Genomic DNA, 20,116 nt, shown 5'->3' with positions numbered 1-20,116 from the left:
TGTTATAACTAGACTTAATCAAGTCTGGTGACTTTAGTAAGAAGGAAGATGATGGATAAAGAAACTCAAACAATGATGCTGGTTCCCCAAGGAAGTTTAGAAGCCTATATTCGCGCGGCAAATGAATACCCGATGTTAACGGCGGAAGAAGAAAAGGAATTGGCGGAACGTTTGTATTACCAAGAAGATATTGAAGCGGCAAAAAAACTCGTGTTATCTCACTTGCGCTTTGTGATCCATGTTGCCCGTGGTTATTCCGGTTATGGTTTGCCACAAGCGGATTTAATTCAAGAAGGCAATATTGGCTTAATGAAAGCGGTTAAGCGTTTTAATCCGGAAGTAGGCGTTCGCTTGGTATCTTTTGCGGTGCATTGGATTAAAGCGGAAATTCACGAATACGTTTTGCGTAACTGGCGTATTGTGAAAGTCGCCACAACCAAAGCACAACGTAAGTTATTCTTTAACCTACGTAAAACGAAACAACGTTTGGGTTGGTTTAACGAAAATGAAGTGGACATGGTGGCCAATGAGTTAGGTGTTTCTCCGCAAGACGTGGTGGAAATGGAGTCTCGCATGACCGGGGCAGATGTTGCCTTTGATTTACCAACAGATGATCACGATGAAGAAACCTATGCGCCGGCATTATACTTGGAAGATAAAGGTTCCAATTTTGCCGCCGAGTTAGAAAATGAAAACTACGAAGCGCAAGCCACCGACCGACTCGCTGTTGCGTTGGATAATTTGGATGCCCGTAGCCAAGACATTATCAAAGCCCGTTGGTTGGATGAAACCAAAGCCACCTTGCAAGACTTGGCGGAAAAATACAACATTTCTGCCGAACGCGTACGTCAATTAGAAACCAACGCACTGAAAAAATTAAAAAGTGCGGTCAGTTTTTAATGTGTTTTTGAAGTTTATAAAAAGAAACCCGCTCCATTGAGAGCGGGTTTTTGTTTCCCTAAAAAACAGTTTATTTTGCCGGAATTTCCGCCAACAATTTCGTGATTAACGACCAATAAATTTGCACTGCCGGGATATGAACTTTTTCATCCGGTGAGTGCGCGTTTTTAATTGTTGGCCCGATGGACACCATATCCATATTAGGATAGATTTTTTTCAGCAAGCCACATTCCAGGCCGGCGTGAATCACTTTGATTATCGGCTCATAACCCAAGATGTCCGCATAGATTTTATGAGTTAAATCGACGATTTCGGAATGTGCTTGCGGCTCCCAGCCCGGGTAATTACCGGAAAATTCAGCTTTTGCGCCGCTTAATGCCGCTAATGATTTCAACATTCCGGCCACATATTCTTTACTGCTTTCAATTAATGAACGCATTAAAATCGTCGCTTTCACTTGCGAGTCTTCGGTTTTTAGCACGCCCACGCTTAGCGAGGTTTCCACCACATTGTCTAATACGTCGCTATTACGAATCACGCCGTTCGGCAACACATTAAGCAAATGAATAAGACGTTGACCGGTGGCAACGGAGAAGGTTTGCGGTGCTTTTTCGGCGGGTTGTAATGTAAACGTGAAGTTGGGCTCAATTAATGCCAATTCGGTTTTTAACAAAACGTTGAAATTTTCTGCCGCACTTTTTAACGTGGTCACATCACCGTCAAAGGCCAACGTGGCAAACGCTTCACGGGGAATGGCATTGCGCACGGAGCCGCCACGAATATCGCTCAAGGCAAAGACAAAGTGCGGTTGATTTTGTGAAAATTCTGCTAAGAAACGGGCTAATACTTTAATCGCATTGGCGCGTCCTGTGTGGATGTCACAACCGGAATGACCACCACGCAAGCCTTTTAATACCAGTTGATAACTGTGTGCAAAGGCATTGTTTTCATATTGAATCGGGAAAATGATATTAGCGTTTTCACCACCGGCACAGCCTACATAAATTTCGCCATTTTCTTCCGTATCGGTGTTAATCATGATTTCACTTTGTAACCAATTTGGACGTAAACCAATGGCGCCTTCCATGCCACGCTCTTCGGTCATGGTGAGCAATATTTCCAAATCCGGATGAGCAATATCGTCACTGTCTAAAATGGCTAAGGCAGAGGCCATGCCGATGCCGTTATCGGCACCTAATGTGGTGTTGGTGGCACGAACCCATTCGCCATCAATGTAGGGCAAAATCGGGTCGTTAGCGAAGTTATGGCTACTGCCTTCGTTGGCTTGTGGCACCATATCCAAATGTGCCTGTAAGGCAACTTTTTTGCGGTTTTCCATGCCTTTGGTGGCCGGTTTACGAATTAATACGTTTCCTACTTCGTCGCGTTCTGCGTAGAACCCTTTACTTTTTGCCCAGTTGACTATGAATTCCGCAAGTTCGTTTTCTTGATAGGACGGATGTGGAATTGCACATATTTGATCAAACCATTTCCATAGTAAATTCGGGTTTAATTGTTGTATTTCTGACATAGTTCCTCCTTAAAAAATTGGGGAAAATAATAGCATAAAATGCCATTTCGGGTTATCCTAACGCAATTTTATTTCTTGGGCTACGCGCCACAAAAATTCCTGAAAGGTGACATTATGAGTGAAAAATATGTTGTGACGTGGGATATGTTTCATATGCACGCACGTAAATTATCTGAGCGTTTGCTTCCCGCTTCTCAATGGAAAGGTGTTATTGCTGTAAGCCGTGGCGGGTTATTTCCATCAGCAGTGATTGCCCGTGAATTGGGCCTTCGTCATGTGGAAACCGTATGTATCGCGAGCTATAACCACGATGCCCAAGGAGAGCTACAAGTCCTTCATGCTGCGGATGTGCCGAATGGCGGTGAAGGTTTTATCGTGGTGGATGATTTGGTGGATACCGGCAATACTGCCCGCGCTATTCGCAAAATGTATCCGAAAGCACGTTTTGTGACGGTTTTTGCCAAACCTGCCGGTGCTGAGTTAGTGGATGATTATGTGGTAGATATTCCGCAAAATACTTGGATTGAACAGCCTTGGGATATGGGAATTTGTTTTGTTCCGCCATTATCCAGAAAATAATAGAAAAAACGACCGCACTTTTGATAATAAAATGAACGTCGGTTCTTTTATGAGAAGATTAAGCCCTATTTATAGGGCTTAATTTTTAATAAATCCCACCTCTTTCTCGTTAGGATAAGCTTCTCTTTTTGCCTTTCGCTAAAAGGATTTTGTGATCTCTTCCACATTTTTGAACAAACTTGAAACATTTTGTACATTTCTTTTAAAATTTTAATTACAATTATAGAAATGATAATTGTTGTTATTATTAGTCAAGTTAAAAGAGGTACAAATGATCATTTCATCAGCTAATGACTATCGCGCAGCGGCCCGTCGTCGCGTTCCCCCGTTTATGTTTCATTATGCGGACGGTGGCTCCTACACTGAATATACTTTAGCGCGCAATGTGAGTGATTTATCCGAAATTGCATTAAGACAGCGTGTGTTAAACGATATGTCACAACTAAACACCGAAATTGAATTATTCGGTGAGAAATTATCAATGCCGGTTATTTTGGCACCGGTGGGCGCATGCGGAATGTATGCCAGCCGTGGTGAAGTGCAGGCGGCAAAAGCGGCAGCGGCAAAAGGGTTACCGTTTACGTTGTCAACCGTGTCCATTTGTCCTATTGAAGAAGTTGCTCCGGCAATTAATCGCCCAATGTGGTTCCAGTTATATGTGCTCAAAGATCGCGGTTTTATGAAAAACGCCCTTGAGCGCGCAAAAGCCGCCGGTTGTTCAACCCTCGTGTTCACCGTTGATATGCCGACTCCGGGGGCTCGTTATCGTGATATGCATTCCGGTATGAGCGGCGATTACAAATGGTTACGTCGTGTGATTCAAGGAGTAACTCATCCGTTCTGGTCATACGATATGATGACAAAAGGCCGTCCGTTTACCTTGGGTAATGTGTCAAAATACATGGGTAAACCGGTAGGATTGGATGATTATATCGGCTGGCTTACAGAAAACTTTGACCCGTCTATTTCTTGGAAAGATTTGGAGTGGATTCGTGATTTCTGGGATGGCCCAATGGTGATTAAAGGCATTTTGGATCCGGAAGATGCCAAAGATGCCGTACGTTTCGGCGCTGACGGTATTGTGGTGTCTAACCATGGTGGTCGCCAGTTGGACGGTGTGTTATCAAGTGCCCGTGCTTTACCGCCGATTGCCGACGCTGTAAAAGGCGATATCAAAATTTTAGTGGATGGTGGCATTCGCAACGGTTTGGATGTGGTGCGTATGATGGCTTTAGGTGCCGATGCAACGATGATTGGTCGCCCGTTTGTGTATGCCTTGGGCGCTGACGGCCAACGTGGCGTTGAAAACTTGCTCGATATCTTTAAGAAAGAAATGCGTGTGGCGTTAACCTTAACCAGCACGAAGGATATTTCCGATATTACTGCCGATGCATTAGTGAGTTCTAACAAAGCCTAATGTAACGTTCAGGTATAAAAAAACGTGAGTCATTTGGCTCACGTTTTTTTGCTTATGAAGAAATTTGCATCGGCGTGCGGCTTGCTGAAAAACAATGGAAAAAATCACCGCACTTTAACTTCTTTAATACAAACTAAATGCTTGTAAATAAGGCAATTTACCTTGTCTCATCATTTTTTCAATACCGCTCTTATGATCGTTACCGAAACCACGTAATTCAAGAGTCACACCTACGCTGTTGTCGTAAAAAATCTCGTCATTTCGTTGATTTTGACGGTTGGTGACATAACGTCTTGCGCCGACACCAACGCTCCAACAGCAGGTGTTATATTGCACACCAAGATATTGTTCCACCGGTTTTTTGAGGGCGAGGTCTTGATAATAGCGACTGACTACCGCCCAGTTATCGGTTAATTCCCAACCTAATTGAACACCAAGTTGATTGATGTCCTGATTATAACGGTTGGCGTTGGAGGTTAAGTTTTGATTAATATATTCCTTGCTGACGTAGCGGTAATTCAATTGAACAATATTATTTTTGGTTGGGTTAAACTCCAACCCGGTATTCCCCAAAGACGCTTGTTTAATTTGCGGATCATATTGGAAACTTGCGCGCCAACGCCATTGTTCGCTGATTTTCCAGTTCGATTCGAGGGCCCAAGAAGAAGATAAACCGGACGTTTTGTTGCGCGGGTCATTATCAATGCGTGACGGTTCCAAATAATAGGTTTGGCCGGCAGCGATGTTAAAGCGCTCTTCTTTGGTTCCATCAAAGAAACGCATGGTGCCGCCCAGAGTAACTTGGTTGGCGGAAGCAATACGGTCTAGCCCGCTATAGCGACGGTCGCGGAATAACGAGAAATAATCTTGTTGTAACAGGGAAGAATCGTAGCCGAAACCGAGGTATTCCGAATTCCGTTTAGAACCGATATTACTTTGGTTTTTGTACGGGCGGTATAAATATTGCACGCGCGGCTCGAGGGTTTGGGTATAACCGTCGAACAGGGTTTTATTGGATGCCAATACCGTTTGCAGTTCCACTTTAAACTGCGGCAACACACGGGTGACGCTACGTTCCACATCCTCCGCATCGGCGGCACGACCTTTCTTTTGCTGATAATGGGTTGCGTAGAGTTTGGTTTCAAAGTTGATACTGCCGTAACGATTGGACAAGGTTTTGTTCAAGCTCGGTTCCAAATGGAAACGCCAGGCTTTCGGCATTTGGCTGCTGTCGTTATCAAATCGCACCGCTTGCGAAAAGAGTTTGAAATCAAGGTTATTCCATAAATTGTTTTTGTAATAATTAAAATCAATTTGCGGCAAAGCGCGGTATGGACCGATTGCTACTTCATCAAAAATTTGGAATTGTTTGACGGAAATTGCCAAATTGTAGTTTGGTTGATAGTAGGCCAAGCGGGCTTTCTGGTCGGCGTAGCCATCGGTACTGCTACCGTATTCGGAATCAAAATCGGTAAAATAACGTTTATCGCTGACTTTGGTGTAATCCACATCTAAGCGCCAATCTTGGGCAAAGGCGGCGTTATGTTTCCAATGTAATAAATGGCGTTTACGGTTCTCGCTGGTGTAATCTTCCAAACGGTCATTGCCTAAATATTCACCGCCAATTTGTCCTTCTCCTAAGTGGGTTAAATAACGAAACTCACCATTGAGTTGCCAACCGCGATGGGACATATATTTGGGCGTAATAGTGGCGTCAAGATTCGGTGCAATGTTCCAATATACCGGTTGGGCGTAGAAATAACCGTCACGGCTGGAATGCCCAGCTGACGGCACGAGCAAACCGGAACGACGACGATCGCCAATCGGTAGTTGCAAATACGGTGTGTAGAATATCGGCACACCATGCACTTTCAAACGGGCGTGCCACATTTCCGCATATTCTTCTTTAATGTGTTGACGCATTTCGCTGGCATAAATTGACCACGAATTATCATCCGGCAAGCAGGAGGTGAAGCTGGCATTTTTCATTAAACGATAATTATCGCGTAATTCCACGCTTTCTGCCGAGCCGCGCCCTTGGCGATTCACCAATTGATAATTGGCGTTGTGAATATCGGTGTCTTTGGTGTTTAAATGAATTTTGGCATCATCACCCAATAGATTGATTTGGTTGTCTCGATAATCAAATCCACCACGGGCAAAGGCATAACGCTGCACGTTATTGCCGTCACCCTGTTGTTGCACTTCCACTTCGGCAGATTGCAAATGACGATTGCCTTGTTTTACATCCACATTGCCTTTGTAAATACCGCTGTTGGGTTGTGTCACTTCGACTCGATCCGCTTCAATATAAACGGGAAGGTCATTTGGATTTTCGGTAACGACTTCACCGGTAAAATGCGGAACGCCGTATAAGCACTGTTTTGCCAAATCGGCGGCGCTCTCAGCGCTGTAAAGTGCGGTCAAAATTGACAACGAAATTAATGTGTAAGTATTCTTCATTAGATTAGACAACCATTTTTCTAGCCAAAGATGGCGTGATTATACTGTAAAACGTGCTAAATCGCATGAGTTAATCGGCGTTATTTGCTGTTTTACTGTGGCATTGATTCCAGTGATCGTTGACCAACCCCATGGATTGCATAAAGGCGTAACAGGTGGTTGGGCCGACGAACACAAAACCGCGCTTTTTTAACGCCTTTGATAGTGCCGTGGAAACTGCCGTTTGTGCCGGAACCATAGTTAAGTCGGACACATCATTGACCTGTGGTTGGTGATTTACAAATGACCAAATAAAACGACTGAAATTTTCACCGCACTTTTCCATGGCTAAATATGCTTTGGCATTTTTTACAATCGCTTCCAATTTTGCCCGATGGCGAATCAGCCCCGGATTTTGCATACATTGGTCAATGTCCTCATCGGTCATTTGCGCGATTTTTTGCGGATCAAAATGGCAAAACGCCTGCCGATAATTTTCCCGTTTTTGTAATACGGTAATCCACGACAACCCGGCCTGTTGTCCTTCCAAACAGAGTTTTTCAAATAATTTATGACTATCGAATTGTGGCTTACCCCATTCGTTATCATGATAATCCCGATACAATTGTGAGCTTTCCGCCCACGCACAGCGCCTTGTCATTGTTATTCCTTTTCGCTTCATTTTATTGGGTAATATTTTTTGACAGAATAATTGCCTATTTGTCACAAAATGTGGCTAACTTAATGAAAATAAATGGTAATACCTCTTTGGGAGTAATGGAACTTGACTGACATAAAAAAATGCTGAAAGATTGTTCACAGCTCACAAAAGGCGATTTATTCACCTTTATAGCGTTGTTGATAAAGTCAAAAACGTTATTTTTTGTGACCGCACTTTATTCATTTATTTTAAATTGGAGAGCGTATTATGTCAGGATTATTTGAACTAACTGATCCATCCCGTCGTCGTTGTGGTGTCGCGGCCTTCGTTAGTATTATCGCAGGTCTTATTTCCGCTTTTGTGAAATGGGGAGCTGAGCATCCTTTCCCACCGCGTAGCCCATTAGATTTATTCACTGCAGCCTGTAAAGATCCAAGCCAAGCTCTTGAGGTGTGTTCCCGTGCGTTTTTAAATCCGCCACACGTTTTTCTACGTGATTATATCGGTATTGACCCGACTGAAGCAGTGTTTACGTTTGCCGATCATGGGTTCAACTGGATTGGTGTTACCCATATTACCTTCTCCATTGTGTTCGCCGTGTTCTACTGTGTTGTGGCAGAACGTTTCCCGAAAATTAAATTATGGCAAGGTGTGCTATTCGGTATTATTTGTAATATCGGCGTGCATTACATTACTTTCCCATTACTCGGTTTAACTCCGCCGGTTGCTGAGTGGCCTTGGTATGAACATATTTCCGAATTAGTCGGCCACATTTTCTGGTTCTGGACCATTGAGCTTATTCGTCGTGATTTACGTAACCGTATTACGCACGAGCCGGACCCTGAAGTGCCGTTAGGTCAGTATCGTTAATCAAAAAAATCCCGCAAATCGACTTGCGGGATTTTTTATATTTAACGTTTCATCATGGCAACAAACTTTCCAGTTGCCATAATTCATTTAAGGCTTCTCGGCGGCGAATCAGATATGCCTTATCGCCGTCCACCATGACTTCGGCTGTTCTCGGGCGGGAATTGTAGTTGGAGGACATGCTTGCGCCATAAGCTCCGGCAGAGCGTTGTGCCAGGTAATCGCCTTGTGCAATAGCCAGTTTACGTTGTTTGCCGAGGAAGTCGGAGGTTTCGCAAATGGGGCCGACCACATCGTACATTTTTTCTTCGCGCGCTAAAGTGCGGTCGATTTCCAAAATATTCATGTAAGCCTGATACAGCGCCGGGCGAATCATGTCGTTCATACCGGCATCTACAATGGCAAAATTGCGGCTTTCGTTGGATTTTAAGTATTCCACTTTGGTAACTAAAATCCCTGCATTGGCGGTAATAGCACGCCCCGGTTCGACGATGATTTCCAACTCGCTAAAAGCATTTAATTTTTCCCACAGCGCTTTGGCATATTCCGTTGGGTGTGGCGGCGTTTCATCGGTGTAAGTCACGCCCAAGCCTCCGCCTAAATCTAAATGTTTTAAAGCAATGCCGTCTTGTTTTAATTGTTCCATGAGCACAATTAACCGATCTACCGCATCTAAAAACGGTTGTAATTCCGTGAGTTGAGAGCCGATGTGGCAATCCATACCGACGATTTCAATATTCGGTAAGATGGCGTCTAATTTATAGACTTCCCGCGCCTGTTCTACGCTCACGCCGAATTTATTTTCTTTCAAACCGGTGGAGATATAAGGGTGGGTGTGGGCGTCAACGTCGGGGTTAACGCGTAGCGAAATCGGTGCGGTTTTGCCTAATCGACCGGCGACTTCGTTAATGCGGAGTAGCTCCGCCTCCGATTCCACGTTGAAACACCGAATACCAACCTCTAGCGCACGGGTGATTTCCGGCTCGGATTTCGCCACACCGGAAAAGACCACTTTCGCCGGATCGCCGCCGGCGGCCAATACGCGTTCCAACTCCCCTTGCGACACAATATCAAATCCCGAACCGAGCTTTGCCATCACGTTCAAAATAGCAATATTCGGGTTAGATTTCACGGCGTAGCAAACCAGGTGAGGATGCTCACCAAAGGCTTTATCAAAGGCATGCCAGTGGCGTTCAAGTGTTGCTTTGGAATAAATGTATAAAGGTGTGCCGAATTGTTCGGCAAGTTGTTTCACCGGCAGATTTTCCGCCATAAGTTGATGGTGTTGATATTGGAAAAAATCCATAAGGTCGCCTACAAAAATTATTTAGTTGCTTGCTGAGCGGTGTCTTGTTCAGGAAAATACAATGGGCCTTTTACGCCACAGCCACTACTTAGCGCACACAATGTAACGAGTAAAAATAAGGAAATAAGTTTTTTCATTGGTTGCTCCTTGTGCTCAAATTCGACTGCTCTTTTTACCATTAAATCCGGCTTTTCGCTATCACAAAGCACAGAAAATCTTTATAATCGCCATTCTAACAGGATTTACGAGGAGTGGTTTTATGAATGTTGTGGAATTTCATCAAAATATTGAACAAATTTGGAATCAAATCGAGGAACAATTAGAAGCGCAAGATTGTGATGTGGATTGTGATCGCCAAGGTTCCGTGTTCACCATTACCTTTGAAAATCGCAGCCAGGTGGTAATTAATAAACAGGAGCCGTTATTGGAATTGTGGTTGGCAAGCCAGAATGGCGGTTTCCATTTTGCTTACAAAGATGGGCGTTGGGTGAATCATGAGGGCTTGGATTTCTGGCAAGCTTTAACCGAAGCCTGTGCCAGACATGGTGAACAAGTACATTTCGCTTAATGTCCGTTTCAGCCCCATCTTCATCCCTTCAACAAAGTGCGGTGGATTTTTCCGATAAATCGCCGGAAAATCTCACCGCACTTTCTTCCGCCGCATTGGATGTTTTACATTCCGTTTTCGGTTATCAATCTTTCCGCAAAGGTCAACAAGAGATTATTCATGCAGCCCTAAGCGGACAGGATTGTCTGGTGATTATGGCCACCGGCACGGGCAAATCGCTGTGTTATCAAATCCCTGCGTTGTGTTTTGAGGGCATGACGTTAGTGGTTTCGCCATTGATTTCTTTAATGAAAGACCAGGTGGATCAGCTTCGCACCAACGGCATTGAAGCGGATTATCTTAATTCCACACAAACTTTTGAAGAACAGCAACAGGTGCAAAATAGGGCGATTTGCGGGCAACTAAAATTATTGTATTTGTCTCCGGAAAAAGTCATGACGAACAGCTTTTTCCAATTTATTTCTCATTGCAACGTCAGCTTTATTGCTATCGACGAGGCACATTGCATTTCCCAATGGGGCCATGATTTTCGTCCCGAATATACCCAACTGGGCGGGCTAAAAGGTTGTTTCCCGAAGGTGCCAATTATGGCGCTTACCGCCACGGCAGATCAGACGACGCAACAAGATATTCTGCAAAATCTCCGGCTAAATCGACCGCACTTTCACGTGGGCAGTTTTGATCGCCCGAACATTCGCTACACCTTAGTGGAAAAATTTAAGCCGATGGAACAGCTTTGTCGTTTCGTACTCGCCCAAAAAGGCAAAAGCGGTATTGTTTATTGCAACAGCCGCAATAAGGTGGAACGCATTGCGGAAACGCTGTGTAACAAAGGTGTGCGGGCGGCGGCATATCATGCGGGCATGGAAAATACCTTGCGGGAAAAGGTACAACGGGATTTTCAGCGGGATAACATTCAAGTGGTGGTGGCGACTATTGCCTTCGGCATGGGGATTAATAAATCCAACGTGCGCTTTGTTGCGCATTTTGATTTGCCGCGTAGCATTGAATCCTACTATCAAGAAACCGGCCGTGCAGGGCGTGACGATTTGCCGGCTGAGGCGGTGTTGTTTTACGATCCGGCGGATTATGTGTGGTTGAACAAAATGCTTATGGAAAAGCCGGAAACTCCACAACGCCAAATCGAACAGCATAAATTGCAAGCCATTGGCGAATTTGCCGAGAGTCAAACCTGTCGCCGTTTGGTCTTATTGAATTATTTCGGCGAACATCGTCAAATACCCTGCCAAAATTGCGATATTTGTCTCGATCCACCGAAAAAATATGACGGTTTACTGGACGCACAAAAAATCATGTCGGCGATTTATCGCACCGGCCAATGTTATGGCGCCCATTATGTCATTGCTGTATTGCGCGGCATGAATAACCAGAAGATTCGCGATCAGCAGCACGATCAGCTTAGCGTGTACGGTATCGGCAAAGAACACAGCACGGAATATTGGCAGTCAGTATTACGCCAGTTAATTCATTTAGGCTTGGTACGCCAAATTATCGGTGAATATGGCAACACTTTACAGCTGACGGAAAATGCCAAGCCGATTTTGCGTGGCGAAACCCCGTTGGAATTGGCAACACCACGCTTGTCTTCCATAGTCACCACAGCAATGACACAGAAAAGTGCGGTCAGTTTTTACGACAAAGATCTGTTTGCCCGTCTGCGTTTTTTACGCAAACAAATTGCCGATAAAGAAAACATTCCACCGTATATCGTATTTAACGATGCGACCTTGCAGGAAATGGCGCAGTATCAACCCGTCAGTAACATTGAAATGTTGCAAATTAACGGTGTGGGAAGCATTAAACTGGAACGTTTTGGTCAACCCTTTATGGCATTAATTCGTGAACACAAAAATGCCCGTAAAGCAGAATGATAAAACACGTTGTTGTGATTGATTTTGCCCCTTTTTATGCGCGTTATCTCACTTATTTTTAGCTAATGACGCAAAATTTTGCTATAATCCCGCCCAATTTTTTATGAATAAAACAGAGAAAGATTATGTCAACAAATACCCCTGAAAATTATGGTGCGAACAGTATTAAAGTACTTAAAGGTCTTGATGCGGTGCGTAAACGTCCCGGTATGTATATCGGTGATACAGACGATGGAACCGGTTTACACCATATGGTTTTCGAGGTCGTGGATAACGCCATTGATGAAGCCTTGGCCGGGTATTGTGATGACATCGTGGTGACTATTCACTCCGACAATTCCGTTTCTGTGCAAGATGACGGGCGTGGTATTCCGGTAGATATTCACCCGGAAGAAGGCGTTTCCGCCGCCGAAGTGATCATGACCGTCTTGCATGCCGGCGGTAAATTTGACGACAATTCCTATAAAGTGTCCGGCGGTTTGCATGGCGTGGGTGTGTCCGTGGTAAATGCGTTGTCCGATAAATTACAACTCACTATTCGCCGCCAGGGCAAAGTGCATGAGCAATTTTATAGCCTTGGTGACCCTAAAGCGCCTTTAGCCGTTATCGGAGAAACTTCACAAACCGGTACTACGGTGCGCTTTTGGCCAAGCCCGACAATTTTTACGAACATTGAATTTGAATACGATATTTTAGCTAAACGTTTAAGAGAATTATCTTTCTTAAATTCTGGCGTATCCATTCGTTTAGTGGATGAACGTAATGGCAAAGAAGATCACTTCCATTACGAAGGCGGTATTCAGGCATTCGTTGAATATATTAACCGTGGCAAAACCCCGATTCATCCGAAACCATTCTATTTTTCTGCCGAAAAAGACGGCATTGGTATGGAAATTGCGTTGCAATGGAACGACGGTTACGCAGAAAACATTTACTGTTTTACCAACAATATTCCGCAACGGGATGGTGGTACCCACTTGGCGGGGTTCCGTGGTGCGATGACCCGTACACTAAACAACTATATGGAAAATGAAGGTTACACCAAAAAATCTAAAGTGGTGACCTCCGGTGATGATGCCCGTGAAGGCTTAGTCGCCGTGATTTCCGTGAAAGTACCGGATCCGAAATTCTCTTCTCAAACTAAAGACAAGCTGGTTTCCTCCGAAGTGAAAAGTGCGGTGGAATCTTTGATGAACGAGTATTTGCAAACCTATTTATTGGAAAATCCAAACGATGTAAAAATCATCGTGAGCAAAATTATTGACGCGGCGCGCGCCCGTGAAGCGGCACGCAAAGCCCGTGAAATGACTCGTCGTAAAGGCGCATTAGACTTGGGCGGCTTGCCGGGTAAATTGGCGGATTGTCAGGAGCGAGACCCGGCGTTATCCGAACTTTATATCGTGGAGGGTGACTCTGCGGGCGGTTCGGCAAAACAAGGGCGTAATCGTAAAAACCAAGCGATTTTGCCGTTAAAAGGGAAAATTCTGAATGTAGAAAAAGCCCGTTTTGACAAAATGTTGTCTTCCGCGGAAGTCGGCACATTGATTACTGCGCTAGGTTGCGGTATCGGTCGTGACGAATATAACCCGGATAAATTGCGTTATCACAGCATTATTATCATGACCGATGCGGACGTGGACGGCTCGCACATTCGTACTTTATTGTTGACTTTCTTCTATCGTCAAATGCCGGAACTGATTGAACGCGGCTATGTGTATATTGCCCAACCGCCGTTGTATAAAGTGAAAAAAGGCAAACAAGAACAATATATTAAAGACGATGAAGCGATGGCGGAATTTGAATTGGCAATCGCCTTAGAAAATGCCGCGTTATACGTCAGTGAGCACGCGCCGGCAATGCAGGGTTTACCATTAGAAAATCTGGCCTCCGAGTATCTTGGCATTCAAAAATTAATTGCCCGCCTTAGCCGTTATTACCCGGAAAGCCTGTTGAAGGAATTAATTTATCAACCGGCATTAGACGTGCAATTCATGCAAGATGAAAGTGCGGTCAATTCTTGGGCCGATTCTTTAGTTGCCTCTTTAACTGCCAAAGAAATCGACGGCAAACATTATAGCTATCGTCTGCAGTTTAATGGAGAGCGCCATATTCACGAAGTGGTGTTGACAGTAAGAACGCACGGCGTTGATACCGATTATTTCTTAAACTTCTCATTCATTACCGGCAACGAGTACGCACGCTTAACCGCCCTGGGTGAGAAATTAGTCGGTTTATTGGAAACCAATGCTTATGTTATGCGCGGTGAGCGCAAACAAGCGGTCACCTCATTTGAGCAGGCTATTGACTGGTGGATGAAAGAATCTCGTCGCGGCTTGATGATTCAACGTTATAAAGGGTTGGGTGAAATGAATCCGGAACAACTTTGGGAAACCACTATGGATCCGAATTCCCGCCGTATGTTGAAAGTCTCGATTAAAGATGCCGTGGCAGCCGATCAATTGTTTACCACTCTGATGGGTGATGAAGTTGAGCCACGTCGTGACTTCATCGAAAGCAACGCATTAAGAGCGAATTTGGATATTTAAAATTCATCATAAAAAACGACCGCACTTTGGTTTCTCTATTTAAAGTGCGGTCTTTTTTTTATTTATTTTCTCAGTTTCACTAATTCAACTTCATGATTAGCGCCTTTCTTTAGGATCAAATTGGCGCGTTCACGGGTCGGCAAAATATTTTCCTTTAAATTTCGTCCATTAATTTCATCCCAAATCTGGCTAGCGGTAGCAATCGCTTCTTGTTCGGAAAGATTTGCATAATGTTTAAAATAGGAATTCGGGTTAGAAAACGCACTTTGGCGGAATTTCAAAAACCGACGGATATACCATTCTTTCAGTAAAGCTTCATCTGCATCCACATAAATGGAAAAATCCACAAAATCCGACACGAAAATTTGGTTGGCGTGATTGTCATTCGGTTGGAGGACATTGAGCCCTTCTAATATCAAAATATCCGGCTGATCAATAACATTAAATTGATCGGGAATAATGTCGTAAGTCAAATGAGAATAAATCGGCGCTTTTACATGATGTTTACCGGATTTTATATCGGCCAAAAAACGAATTAATTTTGGCGTATCATAGGAAATCGGGAAACCTTTCTTTTGTAATAACTGATGCTTTTGTAAATAAGAGAGCGGATGTAAAAAACCATCAGTGGTAATTAAATCCACTTTTCGCTCGATCGGCCAATGGCTAAGCAGTGATTGCAAAATACGCGCTGAGGTGCTTTTACCCACTGCGACACTGCCCGCGATGCTAATAATATATGGCACTTTAGGGCTTTCGCCACCAAGGAAACGGTGGAGTACATCCTGCCGACGAATGTTTTCATCTATATAGTAGTTAATTAAACGGGTGAGCGGCAGATAAATCGTGCGCACTTCATCAAGCGACAATTCCTCATTAAATCCTAATAATGGTTTGAGATCTTGTTCGGTTAATTTTAACGGCACGGATTTACGTAATTCCGCCCAATGTTGCCGTTTAAAAGACAAAAATGGCGTTAGTTGGGCTGAAATTGCATCAGAAATAGGAAATTCCACGATTAAATTACACTTATTTGACTAAAATTAGTTGCGAAATATACCTTATAAATAGGCGATTGAGCAGTAAAAATTTTAAATAAGCGTATAAATTAAACGAATTAGTTTTATTTTTGCTTGATAATTAAACGAATAGTGGAAAAAAAGTTTTTTTACTAAAAAAAAACTTGTCAGGCATAAAAAAATCCCTATAATACGCGTCACTTGTTTACGACGCCGACTTAGCTCAGTAGGTAGAGCAACTGACTTGTAATCAGTAGGTCATCAGTTCGATTCCGATAGTCGGCACCATTTCTCGTGTACAAGTTCAAACTTAGAGTGGAGGGATTCCCGAGCGGCCAAAGGGAGCAGACTGTAAATCTGCCGGCTCAGCCTTCGAAGGTTCGAATCCTTCTCCCTCCACCATTTCTAAGAGCGACCGATGGGACAGATGAATTAAGAACGGCGGGCATCGTATAATGGCTATTACCTTAGCCTTCCAAGCTAATGACGCGGGTTCGATTCCCGCTGCCCGCTCCAAGCGCTGATATAGCTCAGTTGGTAGAGCGCACCCTTGGTAAGGGTGAGGTCGGCAGTTCGAATCTGCCTATCAGCACCACTTCTTAATCAATCTCTCCATTACAAATTTTAATACTTTGGTTAATCTGGTAAGTTGAACCATCGATAACCGTGTTTGTTTAGAGGGACTCTCAATGTCTAAAGAAAAATTTGAACGTACAAAACCGCACGTTAACGTGGGTACAATCGGCCACGTTGACCATGGTAAAACCACTTTAACAGCAGCTATCACAACCGTATTAGCAAAACATTACGGTGGTGCGGCTCGTGCATTCGACCAAATCGATAATGCGCCGGAAGAAAAAGCGCGTGGTATCACCATCAATACTTCCCACGTTGAATATGACACGCCAACACGTCACTACGCACACGTTGACTGTCCGGGACACGCCGACTATGTTAAAAACATGATTACCGGTGCGGCACAAATGGATGGTGCTATCTTAGTTGTAGCAGCAACTGATGGTCCTATGCCACAAACTCGTGAGCACATCTTATTAGGTCGCCAAGTAGGTGTACCTTACATCATCGTATTCTTAAACAAATGCGACATGGTAGATGACGAAGAGTTATTAGAATTAGTTGAAATGGAAGTTCGTGAACTTCTTTCTCAATATGACTTCCCGGGTGACGATACACCAATCATTCGTGGTTCTGCATTACAAGCGTTAAACGGCGTAGCAGAATGGGAAGAAAAAATCCTTGAATTAGCTCAAGCATTAGATACTTACATTCCTGAACCTGAGCGTGCAATCGACCAACCGTTCCTTCTTCCAATTGAAGACGTGTTCTCTATTTCCGGTCGTGGTACAGTAGTAACCGGTCGTGTAGAGCGTGGTATCATCCGTACTGGTGATGAAGTTGAAATCGTAGGTATCAAACCAACTGCGAAAACTACCGTAACCGGTGTTGAAATGTTCCGTAAATTACTTGACGAAGGTCGTGCAGGTGAAAACATCGGTGCATTATTGCGTGGTACCAAACGTGAAGAAATCGAACGTGGTCAAGTATTGGCTAAACCGGGTTCAATTACTCCACACACTGATTTCGAATCTGAAGTGTACGTATTATCCAAAGAAGAAGGTGGTCGTCATACTCCATTCTTCAAAGGTTACCGTCCACAATTCTATTTCCGTACAACTGACGTAACCGGTACTATCGAGTTACCGGAAGGTGTGGAAATGGTTATGCCTGGCGATAACATCAAAATGACCGTATCCTTAATCCACCCAATCGCGATGGACCAAGGTTTACGTTTCGCTATCCGTGAAGGTGGCCGTACAGTAGGCGCCGGTGTGGTAGCTAAAATTATCAAATAATTGATAAGAAACCCAATTGAAAAGGCGTATCGAATGATACGTCTTTTTGTTTGGTTGGAATTTAGAAATAACAGAAGAAAGAATGGCTATGCAAAGTGCGGTAACATTTTTAACTGTTTTTTTATGTAAAAATATCCAAAAAATTGACCGCACTTTATAGGGTAATGTTGCCTTTATTTTCATCGCTCCACATCCGAAACGTTAGACTCTCCCCATTTTCTGTAGAGGTGAATAGACTAAATCTGATACTCCACACACACCGGTATTTTAGCCTGTAACAAGAATTGTTTAGTGCGTTCATGTTGTGGATTTTCAAAAAATTCACGGGCGCTGTTTTGTTCGACCACGTTGCCGTCCGCCATCAAAATCACACGATCCGCCACATCGCAGGCGAATTGCATTTCATGGGTCACGATAATCATCGTCCAACCTTCCTGTGCCAGTAATTTTAAGGTTTGCAATACTTCACCCACCAACTCCGGATCTAATGCCGAAGTAGGTTCATCTAACAAAATAATATCCGGTTGCACCGCCAACGCGCGGGCGATACCCACCCGTTGTTGCTGGCCGCCGGAGAGTTGCGACGGATACAAGTGCATTTTGTCTTTCAATCCCACTTTGGTTAGTAATGCCACGGCGCGTTGTTCCGCCTCCGCCTTGCTTTTCTTTTGCACTACAACCATGCCTTCCATTACATTTTCAAGTGCGGTGCGATGGGGGAACAAATTGTATTGCTGGAACACCATAGAAGAGCGGCGACGCAATGCTAATTCGTCGGCTTTGCTGATTTTGTGAGAAAAATCTAACGCTAAGCTGCCATCACAAAAACGTAACGTACCAAGCTCTGGTCGCTCCAATAAGTTTAAGCAACGCAAAAAGGTGGTTTTGCCCGAGCCGGAGGGACCGAGAATGGCGACCACTTCGCCTTTTTGAATATTGAAATCCACGCCCTTCAACACAGGATTGCCATTGAAGGTTTTGTGAAGATTACGCACTTCTAACATGCTACCTCCTGTTTATAAGTGACGGGAAAGCCGTTTTTCCAAACGGTCTTGGGCGAAGGATAAAACCAAACAAATACACCAATAAATTAGTGCTGCTTCACTATAAATCATAATAAATTCATAGTTTTCCGCTGTGATGTTTTGCGCTACGCGAAACATTTCCGTCACCAATACCAACGACGCCAAAGAGGTGTCTTTTACGTTGCTGATAAAGGTATTTGCCAACGGTGGCACGGATACGCGCAAGGCCTGTGGTATGATGGTGCGGGTGAAGGTTTGATAATAATTCATGCCGATGGAATAGGAGGCTTCCCACTGTCCTTTTGGAATGGATAAAATCGCCGCACGAATGGTTTCCGAAGCATAAGCGCCGATGTTAATGGAAAAGGCGATAATCGCCGTTGGGAAGGGATCGAGTTTAATGCCCACTTCCGGTAACCCATAGAAAATAATGAAAATCTGTACCAACATCGGCGTGCCACGAATGGTGGAAACATAAATGCGGCAAAGAATTTGCAATAAGCGAATACCGATATTTGGCTTTTCCACAATGCGAATCAAGGCTACTATTAACGCGATAAACACCCCGGCAAAGAAAGAAATCACCGCCAGCGGAATAGTTTTATCAATTGCGGCTTCCATCATAGGCCAAAAAGAGCTGATGATTTCATCAGCTCTTTCTGCATTCATAAAAGGAAGGGAGGCAAGGAAATTATTGAGTAATGTCATCGCCAAACCATTTGATTGAAATTTGTTTTAAGGTACCGTCTTTTCTTAATTCTTCCAACGCTTGGTTAATTTTTTCTACCAAAGGTTCTTCACCTTTTAATACTGCAAAGCCGGAAGGCACTTTTTCCTCACGTTTTACGGCAATTTTCAAACCGGAATTTGGTTGTTTTTTGAAATAATCTAACACCGCAAGTTGGTCGTTTACTGTCGTTTCGGCGCGATCTTGCGTAATTAATTTTAAGGCTTGTGCTAAACCGTCCACCACGATTAATTCTGCACCATTGGCTTTGGCGATTTTGCCGTAGTTACTGGTTAAGGATTGTGCCGCTTTTTTGCCTTTTAAATCTTCAAAGGTTTTAATGCTGTCGTCGCCTTCTTTGGTCACGATAACGGCAGTGGAATAGTTATATGGCGCGGTATAAAGGTATTTTTTCAAACGTTCCGGGCTTGGGTTGGTTTGGTTAGCGATTAAGTCGAAACGTTTGGCGTTTAAACCCGCGTACATGGAATCCCACTGGGTTTCGTTAAATTGAATTGTTAAGCCTAAACGTTGTGCCACCGCTTCGATCACTTCCACGTCAAAGCCGGTTAGTTTGCCGCTGTCATCATGGAAAGTGAACGGTGCATAAGTGCCTTCAGTCCCCACTAATAAGGTTTTGGTTTTTTCTACGCGGTCAGAAATTTCACCTGCTATGGCTTGGGTGGCAATACCCAACGCTAAGCCGGATAATAATACGATTTTCGCCAAAAGAGATTTTTTCATAAAGTTTCCTTTTGTTTA

17 protein-coding genes and 4 tRNA genes are annotated in these 20,116 nt (G+C 44.0%); 12 read left to right on the top strand and 9 right to left on the bottom strand.

Annotated features, from left to right (window positions below):
* Positions 1-51 precede the first annotated feature (51 nt).
* On the top strand, positions 52-900 hold the full coding sequence (rpoH, locus tag DK428_RS04445) for an RNA polymerase sigma factor RpoH (protein WP_109064870.1): 849 nt from the start codon (positions 52-54) through the stop codon (positions 898-900).
* A 70-nt stretch (positions 901-970) separates the two neighbouring features.
* Here the strand turns inward: rpoH and DK428_RS04440 are convergent, their stop codons facing one another.
* The gene (locus DK428_RS04440; RefSeq protein ID WP_109064869.1) at positions 971-2,431 is read right to left on the bottom strand and encodes an aminoacyl-histidine dipeptidase; all 1,461 of its coding nucleotides are present in this window, start codon (positions 2,429-2,431) and stop codon (positions 971-973) included.
* Between the two features lie 114 nt (positions 2,432-2,545).
* On the opposite strand from DK428_RS04440, the gene gpt reads away from it, so the two are divergent.
* A complete protein-coding gene (gene gpt, locus DK428_RS04435) occupies positions 2,546-3,010 on the top strand; it encodes a xanthine phosphoribosyltransferase (protein WP_109064868.1) in 465 nt (154 codons plus the stop codon).
* A 271-nt stretch (positions 3,011-3,281) separates the two neighbouring features.
* On the top strand, positions 3,282-4,427 hold the full coding sequence (gene lldD, locus DK428_RS04430) for an FMN-dependent L-lactate dehydrogenase LldD (RefSeq protein ID WP_109059525.1): 1,146 nt from the start codon (positions 3,282-3,284) through the stop codon (positions 4,425-4,427).
* A 123-nt stretch (positions 4,428-4,550) separates the two neighbouring features.
* Here the strand turns inward: lldD and lptD are convergent, their stop codons facing one another.
* Both lptD and DK428_RS04420 read right to left on the bottom strand, forming a co-directional pair.
* On the bottom strand, positions 4,551-6,890 hold the full coding sequence (gene lptD / locus DK428_RS04425) for an LPS assembly protein LptD (protein WP_109064867.1): 2,340 nt from the start codon (positions 6,888-6,890) through the stop codon (positions 4,551-4,553).
* A gap of 70 nt (positions 6,891-6,960) precedes the next feature.
* A complete protein-coding gene (locus tag DK428_RS04420; RefSeq protein ID WP_109064866.1) occupies positions 6,961-7,530 on the bottom strand; it encodes a DNA-3-methyladenine glycosylase I in 570 nt (189 codons plus the stop codon).
* Between the two features lie 267 nt (positions 7,531-7,797).
* On the opposite strand from DK428_RS04420, the gene DK428_RS04415 reads away from it, so the two are divergent.
* Positions 7,798-8,400, top strand: a complete 603-nt coding sequence (locus DK428_RS04415) for a YagU family protein (RefSeq protein ID WP_109064865.1) — start codon at positions 7,798-7,800, stop codon at positions 8,398-8,400.
* Positions 8,401-8,452: 52 nt separating this feature from the next.
* On the opposite strand, the gene lysA is transcribed toward DK428_RS04415, so the two are convergent.
* Both lysA and lptM read right to left on the bottom strand, forming a co-directional pair.
* Positions 8,453-9,703 (bottom strand): diaminopimelate decarboxylase, encoded by a 1,251-nt coding sequence (gene lysA / locus DK428_RS04410; RefSeq protein WP_109064864.1) that lies wholly within the window; start codon positions 9,701-9,703, stop codon positions 8,453-8,455.
* A gap of 17 nt (positions 9,704-9,720) precedes the next feature.
* Complete coding sequence (lptM, locus tag DK428_RS11785) at positions 9,721-9,840, bottom strand: LPS translocon maturation chaperone LptM (RefSeq protein ID WP_109064863.1); 120 nt, start codon at positions 9,838-9,840, stop codon at positions 9,721-9,723.
* Positions 9,841-9,962: 122 nt separating this feature from the next.
* Between lptM and cyaY the strand changes: the two genes are divergently transcribed.
* From cyaY to gyrB, 3 genes are all read left to right on the top strand, one after another.
* Positions 9,963-10,271, top strand: coding sequence for an iron donor protein CyaY (gene cyaY, locus DK428_RS04400; protein ID WP_109064862.1), 309 nt, complete (start codon positions 9,963-9,965; stop codon positions 10,269-10,271).
* Positions 10,271-12,163: a DNA helicase RecQ gene (gene recQ / locus DK428_RS04395; RefSeq protein ID WP_109064861.1), complete on the top strand. Its 1,893-nt coding sequence runs from the start codon at positions 10,271-10,273 to the stop codon at positions 12,161-12,163. Before cyaY ends, recQ begins: the two co-directional genes overlap by 1 nt.
* A 125-nt stretch (positions 12,164-12,288) precedes the next feature.
* Positions 12,289-14,709 (top strand): DNA topoisomerase (ATP-hydrolyzing) subunit B, encoded by a 2,421-nt coding sequence (gene gyrB / locus DK428_RS04390; RefSeq protein WP_109092124.1) that lies wholly within the window; start codon positions 12,289-12,291, stop codon positions 14,707-14,709.
* Between the two features lie 62 nt (positions 14,710-14,771).
* Here the strand turns inward: gyrB and coaA are convergent, their stop codons facing one another.
* Complete coding sequence (coaA, locus tag DK428_RS04385; protein ID WP_109064859.1) at positions 14,772-15,725, bottom strand: type I pantothenate kinase; 954 nt, start codon at positions 15,723-15,725, stop codon at positions 14,772-14,774.
* Positions 15,726-15,940: 215 nt separating this feature from the next.
* On the opposite strand from coaA, the gene DK428_RS04380 reads away from it, so the two are divergent.
* The 5 genes from DK428_RS04380 to tuf all read left to right on the top strand — a co-directional run bounded on the left by DK428_RS04380 (position 15,941) and on the right by tuf (position 17,602).
* A tRNA-Thr gene (locus DK428_RS04380) sits at positions 15,941-16,016 on the top strand.
* A gap of 29 nt (positions 16,017-16,045) precedes the next feature.
* Positions 16,046-16,130, top strand: a tRNA-Tyr gene (locus DK428_RS04375).
* Positions 16,131-16,169: 39 nt separating this feature from the next.
* A tRNA-Gly gene (locus tag DK428_RS04370) sits at positions 16,170-16,244 on the top strand.
* A 3-nt stretch (positions 16,245-16,247) separates the two neighbouring features.
* Positions 16,248-16,323: transfer RNA gene (locus tag DK428_RS04365), tRNA-Thr, on the top strand.
* Positions 16,324-16,417: 94 nt separating this feature from the next.
* On the top strand, positions 16,418-17,602 hold the full coding sequence (gene tuf / locus DK428_RS04360; protein ID WP_109092123.1) for an elongation factor Tu: 1,185 nt from the start codon (positions 16,418-16,420) through the stop codon (positions 17,600-17,602).
* Positions 17,603-17,838: 236 nt separating this feature from the next.
* Here tuf and DK428_RS04355 read toward each other — a convergent pair whose 3' ends face one another.
* The 3 genes from DK428_RS04355 to DK428_RS04345 are packed head-to-tail and all read right to left on the bottom strand — an operon-like array spanning position 17,839 to position 20,098.
* A complete protein-coding gene (locus tag DK428_RS04355; RefSeq protein ID WP_109064951.1) occupies positions 17,839-18,606 on the bottom strand; it encodes an amino acid ABC transporter ATP-binding protein in 768 nt (255 codons plus the stop codon).
* 12 nt (positions 18,607-18,618) lie between these two features.
* The gene (locus DK428_RS04350) at positions 18,619-19,335 is read right to left on the bottom strand and encodes an amino acid ABC transporter permease (RefSeq protein ID WP_109064952.1); all 717 of its coding nucleotides are present in this window, start codon (positions 19,333-19,335) and stop codon (positions 18,619-18,621) included.
* Positions 19,319-20,098: an amino acid ABC transporter substrate-binding protein gene (locus DK428_RS04345; RefSeq protein ID WP_109064953.1), complete on the bottom strand. Its 780-nt coding sequence runs from the start codon at positions 20,096-20,098 to the stop codon at positions 19,319-19,321. Before DK428_RS04345 ends, DK428_RS04350 begins: the two co-directional genes overlap by 17 nt.
* Positions 20,099-20,116: the final 18 nt, after the last annotated feature.

Origin of the sequence: Aggregatibacter kilianii (assembly GCF_003130255.1) — a bacterium.
Lineage (GTDB): Bacteria > Pseudomonadota > Gammaproteobacteria > Enterobacterales > Pasteurellaceae > Aggregatibacter > Aggregatibacter kilianii.
The sequence above is the reverse complement of the archived record's forward strand: the minus strand, read 5'-3'. Positions and strand labels throughout refer to the sequence as shown.